The sequence below is a fragment of the Bacillus sp. N447-1 genome, from assembly GCF_022701035.1.
Lineage (GTDB): Bacteria > Bacillota > Bacilli > Bacillales > Bacillaceae_G > Bacillus_A > Bacillus_A cereus.
Window position 1 is genome coordinate 5,203,610 of the sequence record NZ_CP065509.1, and the last position, 13,969, is coordinate 5,217,578.

Here is a 13,969-nt window from a genome sequence, read left to right on the forward strand (position 1 = left end):
GTCATTGCTCCTTGTATTTAATAATAGTTAGGAAGTTCTTTTAACATTCTTTCTGTTTTACGTGCTGTAAAGGCTAAGTTATGGTCATCTTTCGTTCTGAAAAATAATGTGCGTAAAAAGGTTTTAATATTGGCACATAAAATACAATACTCATTAAGCGAAAGGCGTTTTCTAATTTGAGGAAGCCTTTTTATTTTTTTATGAATAATAGAAATTAAATCGTTCTGAGGAAAATCATGATACAGCATTGCTAGTAATGGAGTAACAATGCGTTCATCTTCGTTATTATGAAAAAGGTCAGATGGAATAAAGATTTTATTTAATAAACAATGAATTAATTCTTCGTACCATTCAAAAGTTGTATACGTATTATGAACAATTTCAGTAAAGGCATCAGATACATGAGCAAGACAATGAGCCCATCCTTTATTTTCAATATAGCCCCGAAAATCCGTTTCTAAGTTTGTGTATGTAATGAGTTTATTTTTTATTTCTTCGATATCCTCCTCTGTACAAAAGTAGTGCGAATTAGCGAATTGGAGTATTAACGCAATTAACGAAACAGTGTAAGAACGTGTGAAAACCCCATCTGTATGTGGGGAGTAAATGTCACAATATAAATACTCATCACTTAAACAAGTTTGCAGAAGTAATTTCAGCTGATCGTCCATAAGGAATTCATGATGAATGAAATGCGCAAAACATTTATATATAAGTTGGTAACGAACGTAGCTATCAGTCGTTCCGATATACTGAAGCATGTTCAAAGTTAACTCATTTACGTCTATATGTTGCAGTTGCGTGTAGTCATTTTGTTGTATAAGCTCTAACTGTTGTTGCAATGCTGTAATATCCAATGGAGAACCTCCTCCGCACTTTAAAGATGCGATCTTTTCTAGTATTCTATATATTCAAGGACAATCCTGCTCATGCAAGGAGAACGATTAGAAATTCGAGTATGATATAGATGAGGGAAGAATATGACGACGATAGAACAGTTAGAAAAACATTTTAAAATAAGAAGAAGTGCTTCTTCTATTATGATAAAAGAAAATAATGCAGAGATTTTTACAGAAGAGCAATTAGAGGAAATGATGCAATATTGCGTTGCTGAAGCTGAAAAAGATGGATTAGAAAAACTACATTTTGAAATCTCTTCAAAAAGTCCAAATTATGATGTGTATAAAAAATGTTTTGAAACGTATTCATTTGAATATGTTACTGAAAACATGATTGTATTTAAAGATATATACGAAGTAGAAGATGTAGAAAGTGAAATTGATTTTAAGCTTATTGAAGAAGTTGGAGAAGAGGCTTTTTATTCACTGTGGAATGAAGCGACGGGAGAACCAGTCGCTCATGATCAATTTGTGCATATGATGCTACAAGAAATTGGTGAGCAATGGAAAGAACATTGCTTAACAGCGAGTGTCGATGAAAAGCCGATAGGAATTGTAATCCCGCATATTGAAAGAGGTACGTTAGAAGAAGGGAAACTTATGTACTTCGCAGTTACTCCAAATATGCGTAATAAGGGATATGAAGCTGCGTTACTTGCAGGTGCGATGTTTGTCTTAAAGGAAATAGGTGCATCTTATTATATTGGTGAGACAAATATACAAAATGAGTGGATGAAGGATGTTTTTGAAAAGAACGGATGTCAGTTGCTTAGTTCAACTGAGAGATATGTGAGAAAGTTTTAGGAGGATGAATGATGTATACTCTCGAACTCGTATAGCGGGAGGGGACTATATATGTTAAAGCAATCCATGCATTCATTCGTGTTACTGTATCCAAATGTATTGTTAGAAGGCTGGAATGTTGAAAAAGTTTCAGAACGTTATGAAGGTGAAAAGTGGGGAACTTTTTGGTTTCAGGTTGTTACTCCAACTGGGATGTTTCGAGTAAAGGAATTTTTTCTCGATATAATGGAACCAGTATTTCCGGATAGCTGTATTTCTCAAGCAAAAGGAGATTGTTTTCAATATAAAGGGCTTGTGTATTGGAAAGGTATAAATTATAAAGGAAAAGAAAGTTACGTTACATCTATATGGAAAACACAAGTTGAAATTTCTGTTGATCATGGATATGTAAACCAAGACGAAATGGAACGATTTCTATTTGAATTACAACCAGTAAATATGGAGCTTGGGAAAACGATATTACATACATCATTTCACTTATTAAGCTTTCAAGCGAAGAGAAGTGAAATGGGTGAGATAGGAAGATGTAGAGAGTGGAATGCTCCAGATGACGTATCCTATGTAAATTTGTTAATTCATGAAAAACTAAATTGGAAACTTGAATCGGTCGGTTTCGGAAATGACGAAACGCAGTATGTATACTGGGACGAAGTTAATAAACTATATGCACTTTGGGTTTGTAGACATAAAAACAAAGCGTATTATCCTATTTCTTCATGGACAATGAACTATGGCCCAAAACAAATTATAAACGGGTTAGAGTTTTATTCGCACCCTAATCGCGGAACAGTTGTATACGAAGATTTAGGTAATGAACAAATCGCATACGTATTTCGCGGTAATCCATGTACAAATTTTGAACAAGTAAAAGAACTTTTCGCCTGTTTGTAAGATAAAAAGAAAAATGAGAACGACAAAGTAGTTATTCCTATAATAAAATAGAGTAAGATTTGACTATAAGAGAAAGCGTTGGTGAAAGAATGGAGCAGCAAAGAAATTGGCTACAAGCAACTGTAGAGAGAAATGAAGATAATACGTTACAAATAAAATGGGAAAATAATATAGAAGAAGTTCGTATTTATTGGAGTACTTCACCAGAACATATTGAAGAAACTGGAGAATTACTTGCAACTGTAAATGGGGAATTATCATATACAATTGAAAACCCGAGTGAAAATGAACGTCCATATTTTAGATTAGTAGGAAGTAATGGACAAGCAGTAACAGTAGCTGAGCGTAGATTGCCATTACAAGGTGCGTTTAACTTCCGTGATATGGGTGGATATGAAACGACAGATGGACGTAAAGTGAAATGGGGCAAATTATACCGTTCTGAAGAATTAGCAGGACTAACAGAGTGGGATATCGACTATTTACAAAAGTGTGGTTTAAAGTTAATTTGTGACTATCGTACAGACTTTGAGGTAAAGCATAAGCCAAATCCTGAGATTACAGGTGCTCGTCAAGTGTGCTTACCAGTTATGCAAGACTTAGCGAAAGACTTAAATATAAATGAGTTTTTCCAAGTTGGTGACCTTTCTATGTTAGGAAAACCAGGTGAGTATCTTGTGAAAATGAATCAAGATTTCGTAAGTGGCAACGAGGCATTCGTGAGCTTCTTAAACTTAGCGCAAAACCCGGAAAACTTACCGTTAGTAAACCACTGTACAGCTGGAAAAGATCGTACTGGATTTGGTTCAGCATTATTATTACTTTTACTAGGTATACCGGAAAAAACAGTAATGGAAGATTACTTATTAAGTAACGGATTCCGTGAAAAGTTAAATGAAAAAATGATGGCCTTTTTAGGTGCGAAATTACAAAACGATGAGAGCAGAGCAATATTAGGTGCAATGTTTGAAGCACGTGCTGAATACTTGCAAGCTGCGATTGGTGAAATTCAAAAGCAATACGGATCAGTTGAAGCATACGCTGAAAAAACTCTTGGCTTTACGAAAGATTCGTTAGAAGAAATGAAAGTGTTACTGCTGGAAGAAAAGTAAAAAGAAGGGAGGCTGGTTTTAATTAGCCTCCCTTTCTTATTGTTGTTATAATTATGCTATGAGAATATAGGAGTTGAGAAAAACATCATGAAATACAAAGTTATATTATTCGACGTAGATGATACATTATTAGATTTCCCTGAAACGGAAAGACACGCATTACATAATGCGTTTGTACAGTTTGATATGCCTACAGGGTATAATGATTATCTTGCAAGCTATAAAGAGATTAGTAATGGATTATGGAGAGATTTAGAAAATAAAATGATTACGCTAAGTGAATTAGCAGTAGATCGATTTAGACAATTATTTGCACTTCATAATATAGACGTAGATGCACAGCAATTTAGTGATGTATATCTTGAAAACTTAGGGAAAGAAGTACATCTTATAGAAGGCGCAGTACAATTATGTGAAAATCTACAAGATTGCAAGTTAGGTATTATTACGAATGGATATACGAAGGTGCAACAATCAAGAATCGGAAATTCGCCTTTATGTAATTTCTTTGATCACATTATTATTTCTGAAGAAGTTGGTCATCAAAAACCAGCACGTGAGATTTTTGATTATGCGTTTGAAAAGTTTGGGATTACAGATAAATCAAGCGTACTCATGGTTGGAGATTCGTTAACTTCTGATATGAAAGGCGGAGAAGATTACGGCATTGATACGTGTTGGTATAATCCGAGTTTGAAAGAGAATAAGACGAGTGTTAATCCGACTTATGAAATGGAGAGTCTTCTACAAATTTTAGAAATTGTAGAAGTGGCTGAAGAAAAGGTAGCTTCATTTTAATTGTGCTGATATTTGTCGAAAAATCGATATATTGAAAAAATCGTTGATATATTGTAAGTTGTGATAGATATATTGAAAAAATCGTTGATATATTGTAAGTTGCGATAGATATATTTGAAAAATCGCTCATATAAATTCATATACTAAGATATAGAACAAAAAATAGAGCTACTATACAAGGTCATTCACGTGTTATAATGCGTGAATTAAATATGCGTATATAAATAGTTTCCTAGCGTGATGCGATGTCATGTATGATTAGTGTAACAACTAGAGGTGAATAAAGGATGTTAACGTTTTTATTTGAGTTAGACAAGAATCTCCCGCAGAAGGATGAGCCACGGTATGATGCTTATTCAAAGGGCTTTATCGAAGGAGATGTAACGATTTGCGCGAGTGACAGCGTATTTTTTCAAAAATCATGTATGAAGGTTGCAGAGCTGGGGATTTATTTAGGTCAGTGGATGGAACAAGTTCAACATGGGCAGAACGTGCCTATGAAATATGAAACGGCTGACCGTGAAGAGGTAATTCTTAGTTTCTTCTACGAAGAGGATCATAATCAATGGAATGTTTTTTCCAGCTGGCAAGAATTTGAACTTCAAGAGCGTATAGCTACTATAACATTAATAGAGAGTGTTCAACGCTATTTGTATGAGTTAAATAAAGAACTGCGCATGATAGAATATCCTGTGACGTTTGATCAGTACTTAAGAGGAGAGCGAATGATGCAGCTCTCTTACAAACGACCGTGTGATAGCAAAGCAGATACGACACCGATAGAGGTTTATAATGGAAGTGAGCAAGTAGGTGTAGTAAGGGGCTATTATAAAAATACGCTGATGAGAGTGCTTGATTTTATTCCGAAAATTGGTAGTAATATTATTTATGAAATAAAGGATAGTAAGGACAATATTCGCGTCATTGCAAAGGATGTAAGTAGGCAGCGCCAAAGAAAGATTTTAGTAATGTACAAAGATAATCATGATGCAGAGCATGAAATACTTGTATGTGACGGAAAGTTATTGGATGCAAATTTCTTATTTACCTTTACATATAAGGCAGAAGAATATGTTGTTCATAAAACTTCATTTGGAATGGGAAAGTTATTACGAAAGGGCTATGTAATTGCAGATTGGAATATTCGTCTTGAGGAAGATATGTATTACATTGAGATGAATGTATATGATGAAGATTACATGCAGGATCAATACTTACTATTAGGCGTATTTCATGCGGTTTTATATGGATAATCAATGAGAAATACCGTCATTCTTCTTGGAAAGAATGACGGTATTTTTTATTTATCCTCAAAAATAAAAATCTCATCAATCGTACTATGTAGTGCCTTCGCTATATCGTGAGCAAGTTGTAAGGAAGGATTGTATTTACCTTTTTCGAGATGACTAATTGTTTCACGTCGCACACTAACGCTCTTCGCTAAATCTTCTTGTGTCATGTTCAATTTTGCGCGGTATTCTTTTATCTTCGTTACGAACGCCATGGTGCATCTTCCATTTCATCAACAGGTTTATCATAAAAGAACATAGAAAAACCGAATGTAAGAATGAGTGTGCCGAAAATAAGAGCGATATCAATCTCTTGTAGCGTAGAGTTTGGAAATAACATTTCAATAAATATAATGATAGCAGTAGTTAGTAATGTAACGATAAATGCATTGCGACACGATTTATTGACAATTTGTTCAAACAGTTCATCGTGTTGAACTGTTCTATACGATGTGAAAAAGGAGAAGAAACAGAACATAGTAAACAATCCTTTTTCATAAAAAAATCCGAGGAAACCGAAGAAACCGAGAAATCCTAAATATTTTATCCAAGTTGTTTTCATGATAGGTCCTCCTTACGTTGTTAGAAATAAGTCACGTTATGTTACAAATATATCACAATTGGATAGGAATGGTAATAATAGTTTTCCAGTTTGCTTCATAATAATAGTAAAAAGAGGAAATATGCTGCGAAATAAAGAGGATAATATTGTAAAATGGTTGTAAGGAGGGGGAGGAAGAAATGCTAACTTGGATCATGATCGTTGTATTACTTGTAGTGATTACTGTCATTGCGACGGTGTTAATTGGGCGGAATGGTGATGCAAATTATAGCAAAGCGACAAAGGGGAATATTAAACGCTTAACAATGATTTATATTATACTAGCTGTCGTTTTAGTTGTTGGATTAGGGGTGTATATTTATTTTAAAGGTTAAATATACTGAAAAATGTAAAAATCTTAAAATAGAACTATGCTATAATATCAATATAGTTATTTGGTAATTAAGGAAAGGATTGGATGGAATGATTGGAATTACGAATGTGTCAAAAAGTTATAATGGGTCTACCTATGCAGTAAAAGACTTAAGTTTATCTGTACCTAGCGGCGAAATCTTTGGATTTTTAGGACCGAATGGTGCGGGTAAATCAACGACAATTAAGATGATTACTGGTATTCACGGGGTGGACAAAGGGACTATTACGATTAACGGAAAAAATATTATGGAAGAGCCGATGGAAGCGAAGAAGACGTTTGGTTATGTACCAGATAGTCCAGATATGTTTTTACGATTAAAAGGAATTGAATATTTAAACTTTATGGCCGATATGTATGAAGTGCCGAAAGAAGTACGACAAGAACGAATAGAGTCTTTAGCGAAGAAGTTTGATCTTTATAATGCTTTATCTGATCAAATTCAAAGTTATTCGCACGGTATGAGACAAAAAATCGTTATTATTGGTGTGCTCGTACATGAGCCAGATGTATGGATTTTAGATGAACCATTAACTGGGCTTGATCCGAAATCTGCATATATTTTAAAAGAAATGATGAGAGAGCATGCGGATAAAGGAAAGATTGTATTTTTCTCTACACACGTATTAGAAGTAGCGGAAAAAATATGTGACCGGGTTGCTATTATTAATAAGGGGAATTTGCAGTTTAAAGGAAATTTAGATGAAATGAGAGATCATTTTAAATCCAATGAATCACTTGAAAAAATGTTCTTGGAGATGACGGGCAATGAGTAAAATTTGGACGTTAACGAAGGTACTATTAAAGTTAAATTACGCAGATTTTATAACAGATAAGAAGAAGCGATGGGCGTATGTATTTTCATTTGCAGCTATTTTATTTGTCGGCTTTTTACTGTTTGGTTCTATCACGCATGCAATGTATGAGGGAATGATACATTTAGGGCAAGATCCAGGAATGATTATCGCAATGGGACTTGCGATTGCGAGTATATGGGTATTTTTAATGAGTATAACGAACATTTTAACTGTATTTTACTACAGCAATGACATTGAAATGTTATTACCATTACCATTAAAACCAGCGCAAATTATTTCAGCCAAATTTTTAACAGTATTAATTACACAATACGTAATGAGTTCATTTATTTTATTACCGATCTTTATTACGTACGGTTTAAAAAGTGGCGCATTTATTACATATTACATATATATGATTTTCATTTACTTACTCTTCCCAATTGTGCCGTTAGTACTAGCTTCGTTACTGATGACAGTTATTATGAGGTATACAAATATAGCGAAAAATAAAGACCGAGGAAATATATTTATTGGAATCGTAAGTATACTATTTATTGTAGGAATTAACGTATTTTTGCAGTGGAAAAATAAAAGTTCGTTTTCTGAAGATGCAATTGCGGATTACCTTGCAAACAACCAGTCTTCTCTTTTAGTACAAATGACAAACTATTTTCCAACTACATATTTTGGAGCAGTAGCATTAGTAGAAAATGCAAATTGGAAGGGACCTTTATATGTAATAATCTTTGCAGTTATTTCATTTGTCTTCTTTGTGTTGTTTTATTACATAGCAGAGCGTACATATTTAAAAGGGGTTATTGGACTTTCAACGAGTACAGCAAAGAAACAAGTTATTTCGGCGGAAGGTTTACAGAAATCAACAGTACAAAGTTCGCATTTAAAAGCGTATGTGAAAAAAGAATTTAAAACGTTATTCCGTACACCACAATTTTTCTTAAATTGCATTGTACAAACTTTCGTTATGCCAATTATGTTGTTCTTTATTTTATTTGTGCAAGATGGAAATTTAAAGTTTATTACAGAGTATATTAACAATCCAGAGACAACGGGATTTGCAATTGGTGTTGGCCTTTGTGCATCGTTATTTTTAATGGGGAGTAACGTCATTGCAACAACGTCATTTTCACGAGATGGAAGCTCTTGGTTTGTGAATCGTTATTTACCAGTAAAGGCTTCGGATATCTTTTTTGCGAAAGCAATCACTGCTTGGTTAATTAATGTGATCATTTTAGCAGTATTCGGTATTACAATGGCAGTTGTAGCTGGGATTTCTCCAGTCTTTATGATACTGTGGTTTTTACTAAGTGCGAACGGGTTGTTATTAATTAATTTAATCGGAACACGCTGGGACGCGCAAACTGCAGATATTCATTGGGATACAGAGCAGAAATTATTTAAAAGTCGATATACAACTTTATGGAATTTTTTAGCTAATATTTTAATAGCTTTAATTATTGTGGGGGGAGTAAGTGTATTATACTTCTTCCTTCATGTCGGACTGTGGGTTATGTTTATCGTTTTATTTGTAATGTTTACGATTGTAAATTATATCTTTATTAAAATGTTAAAATTAGGTGCTGAACGTATACTGTCAAATATTCAATAAGAAGATAGATCCTCTGTATTCATGCAGGGGATCTGTGTATAGATGGAGGAGAAAAAGGTGAAGAAAATAGCAATTGTAACAGGGGCAACTCGTCTGAATGGAATTGGTGCAGCTGTATGCAAGGTGCTTGCTCAAAAGGGAATAGACATTTTTTTCACGTACTGGCCAAAGTATGATAAAGCGATGCCATGGGGAATGAGTGATCAAGAACCCTTTTTGCTGAAAAAGGAAATTGAAAGTTACGATGTTCGATGTGAAATGGCAGAAATCAATTTATCGCAGTCTTATTCGCCAACTCGTTTGTTTTATATGGTATCAGAACGGTTAGGTGATCCATCTATTCTAGTTAATAATGCAGTATATTCTACTCATACGAGGATTGAGGAATTAGATGTAGAGCAGTTGGATAAACATTATACAGTTAATGTTCGGGCTACTATGCTATTAAGTTCATTGTTTATAAAACATTATTCACTTAAAACGGGCGGGAGTATTATTAATCTTACTTCGGGACAGTCAGTAGGTCCAATGCCAGATGAACTTGCATATGCAGCAACGAAAGGGGCAATTGAAGCATTTACAAAGTCAGTAGCACCAGTTGCGATGGAGAAGGGGATTACAGTGAATGCTGTAGATCCAGGACCGACGAATACAGGATGGATTACAGAGGAGCTGAAGCATCATTTAGTATGGAAGTTCCCACAAGGTAAAGTAGGAGAACCGGTGGATGCTGCGCGCTTAATTTCTTTTTTAGTAAGTGAAGAAGCGAAATGGGTTACTGGGCAAGTCATTCACTCGAATGGTGGTTACTCATAAAAATATTATGTTAACAAATGTTGAGAAACAAAAAACGAAAGAAAATTTTATTTTTTTGTATAAATAAAATGTCAAGAAAGATAAAAATTTGATAGAAGAGTATATCGTCATATGAAGATAGTAATTCTTAATGTGACAATATACTCTTTTTCTTTTACTTGCGAGTAGAAAAATGAAGTAGAAGAAACTCGAATATTAAAATGAGTTTATCAGTTTTTGTACGTATTATTATGAAGATTACTGTCGGAAAGATGATAATTCGTATGAAAAGGGATTTTTTAAGGGGGAATCGAATCGTAAAGGGGAGGATAAATTATGTAAAACATAGGGGGATTTATATGAAAATGAAAAAGGTCGCTATCGCATCGATAACAATTGGTACAATGCTTACTATGGCAGCTTGTAGTCCTTCATCAGATAAAGAAACGGAAAAGAAAGAGCAAGTAACTGCGCAAAATGATGGAGAAGCAAAAACGACAAGTGCAGATGAAGCGTCAAAAACAACGAAAGATACTGAAAAAGAAACAAATACTTCTTCAAATGAAAAAACAGATAAGGATGCAAAAAATACGAAAGAATCATCAGGGACAGAAAGTAACGGCAAAACGTCAACTCAAAACGAAAATGTAAAAACAAAAGAAAAAGAGACGACAGGAAAAACGAATGATCAAACGACTAGCGGGAAAACAACAGATCAAAGCACAAGTACAAGCACAAACAATAACGGAAAGACAACGAAAGATCCGAAGAAAAGTGTTGCTGTGAAAACGAATGTTAAAGAAGTTGTAGCATTAATTGATAGCTTGGACAAGCAGTTAGCTGCTAATCCAAAATTGGAAACAGTGAATAAGCTTGGCAAACAAATTAATGAAAAGTGGGATGTGATTGAAAAAGAGCTAGAAGCATCACATCCGACGGATTCTAAAACAATCGGTCAAAGTATGTATCCGTTAATTGTAGGAGCGGAGAAAGAAAAAATCGATATTAATAAAATGAAATCATTAACGATGAAAACGAAAAAAGATTTAAATCAGTTATTGACGAAACTTTCATAGTTTCAAAAGCCTACTCGTGTGAGTAGGCTTTTTTTGGTTGTTGTAATGTGCACAGTATAACTTATTCATTTTCAATTACGATACGAAAGGAACTGAATGCTTGTTGACTGATATAATCTTCTTCGCTAACTTTATAAGGAAATGGAAAAGCGACGAGTTGCAAATTACTTTCCTGATCCACTGAAGGCAATGTGAAATTAAAGATTTGCCTCGTTTCAGGTGCAACCTTAGTATAAACGACTTTTCTATTGTTAAATATTTCAACTTGTTTCCAATCTTTAAAAGCCACGATTGCGTAAGTCATTTCATCATTTGTTTCATTACCGTTTGATAAAATTAATTGCTTGCCTTCCTTTTCAAAGAAGACAGTTTGTAAGTTCTCTTCACGGTTCGTAACAAATAATGGTTCGTAAAGACCATCTTTTAGAATAGCATCTGGATCTATAAGGGAGAGTTTTATTTTTTCGTTTTCTTTCTGAAGAGGATGCATTGAATATCGCATACTTAGAATATCTTCTAAAATAGCTGCTTTATTTAAGTTATTATCTTTTAATTTGTATTCAGGTTTTTAATTATTAAAAGGTTAATTCACTTGCATTAGGAGAAGTGTGTAAAGAGATTTTCGTAGTCATTGAACTGTTTGGTTTCATATCAAAAAAATAGTGTGATATTTCAGTAGTAGTATCTTCTATTTTAAAAGGTTTTTGTTCGTAATCTTCTAGAACAATTAATCCATATTTTCGGTTTTCATTAATAGTATGTACGAATGATAATGTTACATTAATTTTATTATCCTCACTAGTAATTGTACTACCATTGTTAATATGTTGGCCTTGATTATCCTTCAATCCGTAAGAAATAGTATTGGTTTGTTGCTCTCGTTTATTTTCTATGGAAGGTGGATGAGGTTGTATGAATGAAGTATTGAACAAAATATAAATTGTAAGTAATGAAATAAGTAAAACACCGCTAATAATATATATTTGTTTCATAAATAGCACCTCAATATATGTAAAATATTAGAGAAAAAAGATATGCAAGATGCATATCTTTTTTCTCTTTCTTACCAGAAAGCTTTTGTTTCGTGATTCACATCATTATAACCACTTAATTTATAGGTATGATTACCGATAGCGTAATCATCTCCATAATAAATGCTTGTGTTGGTCGCTGTAGCACTTACAAAGGATGATTTTTTTGCACTATTACTTTTCGTATTCACTAATGAGCCATCGCCATTGAAAGTTCTTGCTTTTGCATAAACATAGTCTTCGGTCGTAGTTGAATTCGATTTAGCAACTGCATATGGGTTACCAAAAAAGGGAGTATATACGCTAATGTTAGAGTCATTCTTAGGTGCAGCTACAACAGTCAAACTAGGAACACTAGATGTTTTTGTTGATTGAATTGTATCAAAGTCAACTAAAACGGGCTGCTTGTCTACAGTATCGACCTCTGAAGCACTTGCGTTATTAGTAAAACCAAAACCTAAAACCGCTAACCCTAAAGTTGTCACCGATAAAGATTTTTTCATATTCACTAATTTTCCCACCTTTTTAAATTTTTGAGTTCGAACTCAATTCATACAATATATGAAAATTTCGAAACTCTCAATGGTTTATCCCATACTTAACTTTTCTTTTACTTTCGATTCAACATGTCTTCATTTGCAAAAAAAGCGAATATATCTTCTAATGCTTAGCCAGCAAGGGATACAGGTTTAATTTTATGAAATTCATGTAAATTTAAATCTATTCATGTCAGAATCTCTGTTATTTTTAAGTTCATATGGGAAACTTATTAAAAAAAGGATGGTGACAAAAATGACAATCGATCGAATTTGTACAATTGGACCCGCAAGTAATAATAAAGAAACGTTAGCACAGTTAATAAAGAATGGTATGAAAATTGTTCGACTGAATTTATCGCATGGCACGCATGAAAGTCATAAAGACATCATTCGTTTAGTGAAATCATTAGATGACTCTATTAAATTTTTGGGTGATGTACAAGGACCTAAAATAAGATTAGGTGAAGTGAAGGGAGAGCAAATTACACTTCAGGCAGGAGATTCTTTTATTTTACATACACAATCAGTTACAGGGAGTAATACAGAAGCAAGCGTTGATTATGAAGGAATTGCGAATGATGTGAAAGTAGGCAGTAGAATTTTAATTAATGATGGAGAAGTTGAATTAATTGTTGAAAAGATAAGTACGGACAAAATAGAAACGAAGGTAAAAACAGGTGGCAATATCTCATCTCATAAAGGAGTTAATTTACCAGATGCGGCTGTTCGTTTACCAGCTATTACAGAGAAAGATAAAAAAGATATTCAGTTTCTTTTAGAAGAGAATGTTGATTTTATCGCGTGTTCTTTCGTAAGAAAACCTAGTCATATAAAAGAAATACGAGATTTTATACAACAGTATAAAGAAACGTCACCTAATGTAATTGCAAAAATAGAAACGATGGAAGCAATCGAGAATTTTCAAGATATATGTAAAGAAGCAGATGGAATTATGATTGCAAGGGGCGATTTAGGAGTAGAGTTACCGTATCAATGCATTCCGCTTTTACAGAAAATGATGATTCAGGAATGTAATCGAACGAATACATATGTCATTACAGCAACACAAATGCTTCAATCTATGGTAGATCATTCTATTCCAACAAGGGCAGAGGTGACTGATGTGTTTCAAGCTGTACTGGACGGGACGAATGCAGTTATGCTTTCAGCTGAAAGTGCATCAGGAGAGCATCCAATCGAAAGTGTGAGAACATTACGTCTCGTTTCAGAATTTGCGGAACATGTTAAAAAAGATGGACCTTTTGCGATGAAAGATGTACTGCAATTACTGCGTGAGTCTCTGGATGAGTAATAAATAAAAAGAGGGCGGATAT

The 13,969-nt window shown here is 33.9% G+C and carries 15 protein-coding genes and 1 pseudogene; 11 read left to right on the plus strand and 5 right to left on the minus strand.

Annotation, left to right across the window (positions count from 1 at the left end; all coding sequences use genetic code 11):
* Nucleotides 1–17: 17 nt before the first annotated feature.
* The gene (locus IQ781_RS26615) at nt 18–857 is read right to left on the minus strand and encodes a DUF2785 domain-containing protein (RefSeq protein WP_000355451.1); all 840 of its coding nucleotides are present in this window, start codon (nt 855–857) and stop codon (nt 18–20) included.
* Between the two features lie 123 nt (nt 858–980).
* On the opposite strand from IQ781_RS26615, the gene IQ781_RS26620 reads away from it, so the two are divergent.
* The 5 genes from IQ781_RS26620 (at nt 981) to IQ781_RS26640 (ending at nt 5,757) form a co-directional block, all read left to right on the plus strand.
* Nucleotides 981–1,703, plus strand: coding sequence for a GNAT family N-acetyltransferase (locus tag IQ781_RS26620; protein ID WP_242808203.1), 723 nt, complete (start codon nt 981–983; stop codon nt 1,701–1,703).
* 51 nt (nt 1,704–1,754) lie between these two features.
* Nucleotides 1,755–2,594, plus strand: a complete 840-nt coding sequence (locus IQ781_RS26625) for a hypothetical protein (RefSeq protein WP_011110255.1) — start codon at nt 1,755–1,757, stop codon at nt 2,592–2,594.
* Nucleotides 2,595–2,683: 89 nt separating this feature from the next.
* Nucleotides 2,684–3,706: a tyrosine-protein phosphatase gene (locus tag IQ781_RS26630; RefSeq protein ID WP_139847146.1), complete on the plus strand. Its 1,023-nt coding sequence runs from the start codon at nt 2,684–2,686 to the stop codon at nt 3,704–3,706.
* 87 nt (nt 3,707–3,793) lie between these two features.
* Entirely contained in the window at nt 3,794–4,504 is a 711-nt protein-coding gene (locus IQ781_RS26635; RefSeq protein ID WP_017657573.1) for a YjjG family noncanonical pyrimidine nucleotidase, read from the plus strand.
* A gap of 287 nt (nt 4,505–4,791) precedes the next feature.
* Entirely contained in the window at nt 4,792–5,757 is a 966-nt protein-coding gene (locus IQ781_RS26640) for a tubby C-terminal domain-like protein (RefSeq protein ID WP_000955105.1), read from the plus strand.
* 47 nt (nt 5,758–5,804) lie between these two features.
* Here IQ781_RS26640 and IQ781_RS26645 read toward each other — a convergent pair whose 3' ends face one another.
* On the minus strand, nt 5,805–6,008 hold the full coding sequence (locus tag IQ781_RS26645; protein WP_000896308.1) for a helix-turn-helix transcriptional regulator: 204 nt from the start codon (nt 6,006–6,008) through the stop codon (nt 5,805–5,807).
* Entirely contained in the window at nt 5,996–6,355 is a 360-nt protein-coding gene (locus IQ781_RS26650; RefSeq protein WP_000859210.1) for a DUF3796 domain-containing protein, read from the minus strand. The genes IQ781_RS26645 and IQ781_RS26650 overlap by 13 nt, the downstream gene beginning before the upstream one ends.
* Nucleotides 6,356–6,534: 179 nt before the next feature.
* On the opposite strand from IQ781_RS26650, the gene IQ781_RS26655 reads away from it, so the two are divergent.
* The 5 genes from IQ781_RS26655 to IQ781_RS26675 all read left to right on the plus strand — a co-directional run bounded on the left by IQ781_RS26655 (nt 6,535) and on the right by IQ781_RS26675 (nt 11,065).
* Nucleotides 6,535–6,729, plus strand: a complete 195-nt coding sequence (locus IQ781_RS26655) for a hypothetical protein (RefSeq protein ID WP_000958863.1) — start codon at nt 6,535–6,537, stop codon at nt 6,727–6,729.
* 88 nt (nt 6,730–6,817) lie between these two features.
* On the plus strand, nt 6,818–7,543 hold the full coding sequence (locus IQ781_RS26660) for an ABC transporter ATP-binding protein (RefSeq protein ID WP_098360670.1): 726 nt from the start codon (nt 6,818–6,820) through the stop codon (nt 7,541–7,543).
* Nucleotides 7,536–9,194, plus strand: coding sequence for a putative ABC transporter permease subunit (locus tag IQ781_RS26665; protein WP_000036884.1), 1,659 nt, complete (start codon nt 7,536–7,538; stop codon nt 9,192–9,194). Before IQ781_RS26660 ends, IQ781_RS26665 begins: the two co-directional genes overlap by 8 nt.
* A 57-nt stretch (nt 9,195–9,251) precedes the next feature.
* The gene (locus tag IQ781_RS26670) at nt 9,252–10,010 is read left to right on the plus strand and encodes an SDR family oxidoreductase (protein WP_002178542.1); all 759 of its coding nucleotides are present in this window, start codon (nt 9,252–9,254) and stop codon (nt 10,008–10,010) included.
* Nucleotides 10,011–10,348: 338 nt separating this feature from the next.
* Nucleotides 10,349–11,065, plus strand: coding sequence for a hypothetical protein (locus IQ781_RS26675; RefSeq protein WP_121868243.1), 717 nt, complete (start codon nt 10,349–10,351; stop codon nt 11,063–11,065).
* A 61-nt stretch (nt 11,066–11,126) separates the two neighbouring features.
* On the opposite strand, the pseudogene IQ781_RS26680 reads toward IQ781_RS26675, so the two are convergent.
* Nucleotides 11,127–12,057 (minus strand): annotated as a pseudogene (locus tag IQ781_RS26680) (hypothetical protein).
* A 71-nt stretch (nt 12,058–12,128) separates the two neighbouring features.
* A complete protein-coding gene (locus IQ781_RS26685; protein WP_139847144.1) occupies nt 12,129–12,605 on the minus strand; it encodes a XoxI protein in 477 nt (158 codons plus the stop codon).
* 283 nt (nt 12,606–12,888) lie between these two features.
* Between IQ781_RS26685 and IQ781_RS26690 the strand changes: the two genes are divergently transcribed.
* Nucleotides 12,889–13,947, plus strand: a complete 1,059-nt coding sequence (locus IQ781_RS26690) for a pyruvate kinase (RefSeq protein WP_139245366.1) — start codon at nt 12,889–12,891, stop codon at nt 13,945–13,947.
* Nucleotides 13,948–13,969 lie beyond the last annotated feature (22 nt).

What these genes read in the sequence shown, in the direction of transcription:
- IQ781_RS26630 (WP_139847146.1), top strand. Translation starts at nt 2,684, where the DNA reads ATGGAGCAGCAAAGAAATTGGCTACAAGCAACTGTAGAGAGAAATGAA.
- IQ781_RS26660 (WP_098360670.1), top strand. Translation starts at nt 6,818, where the DNA reads ATGATTGGAATTACGAATGTGTCAAAAAGTTATAATGGGTCTACCTAT.
- IQ781_RS26645 (WP_000896308.1), bottom strand. Translation starts at nt 6,008, where the DNA reads ATGGCGTTCGTAACGAAGATAAAAGAATACCGCGCAAAATTGAACATG.
- IQ781_RS26625 (WP_011110255.1), top strand. Translation starts at nt 1,755, where the DNA reads ATGTTAAAGCAATCCATGCATTCATTCGTGTTACTGTATCCAAATGTA.
- IQ781_RS26690 (WP_139245366.1), top strand. Translation starts at nt 12,889, where the DNA reads ATGACAATCGATCGAATTTGTACAATTGGACCCGCAAGTAATAATAAA.
- IQ781_RS26650 (WP_000859210.1), bottom strand. Translation starts at nt 6,355, where the DNA reads ATGAAAACAACTTGGATAAAATATTTAGGATTTCTCGGTTTCTTCGGT.
- IQ781_RS26635 (WP_017657573.1), top strand. Translation starts at nt 3,794, where the DNA reads ATGAAATACAAAGTTATATTATTCGACGTAGATGATACATTATTAGAT.
- IQ781_RS26640 (WP_000955105.1), top strand. Translation starts at nt 4,792, where the DNA reads ATGTTAACGTTTTTATTTGAGTTAGACAAGAATCTCCCGCAGAAGGAT.
- IQ781_RS26620 (WP_242808203.1), top strand. Translation starts at nt 981, where the DNA reads ATGACGACGATAGAACAGTTAGAAAAACATTTTAAAATAAGAAGAAGT.
- IQ781_RS26655 (WP_000958863.1), top strand. Translation starts at nt 6,535, where the DNA reads ATGCTAACTTGGATCATGATCGTTGTATTACTTGTAGTGATTACTGTC.
- IQ781_RS26675 (WP_121868243.1), top strand. Translation starts at nt 10,349, where the DNA reads ATGAAAATGAAAAAGGTCGCTATCGCATCGATAACAATTGGTACAATG.
- IQ781_RS26665 (WP_000036884.1), top strand. Translation starts at nt 7,536, where the DNA reads ATGAGTAAAATTTGGACGTTAACGAAGGTACTATTAAAGTTAAATTAC.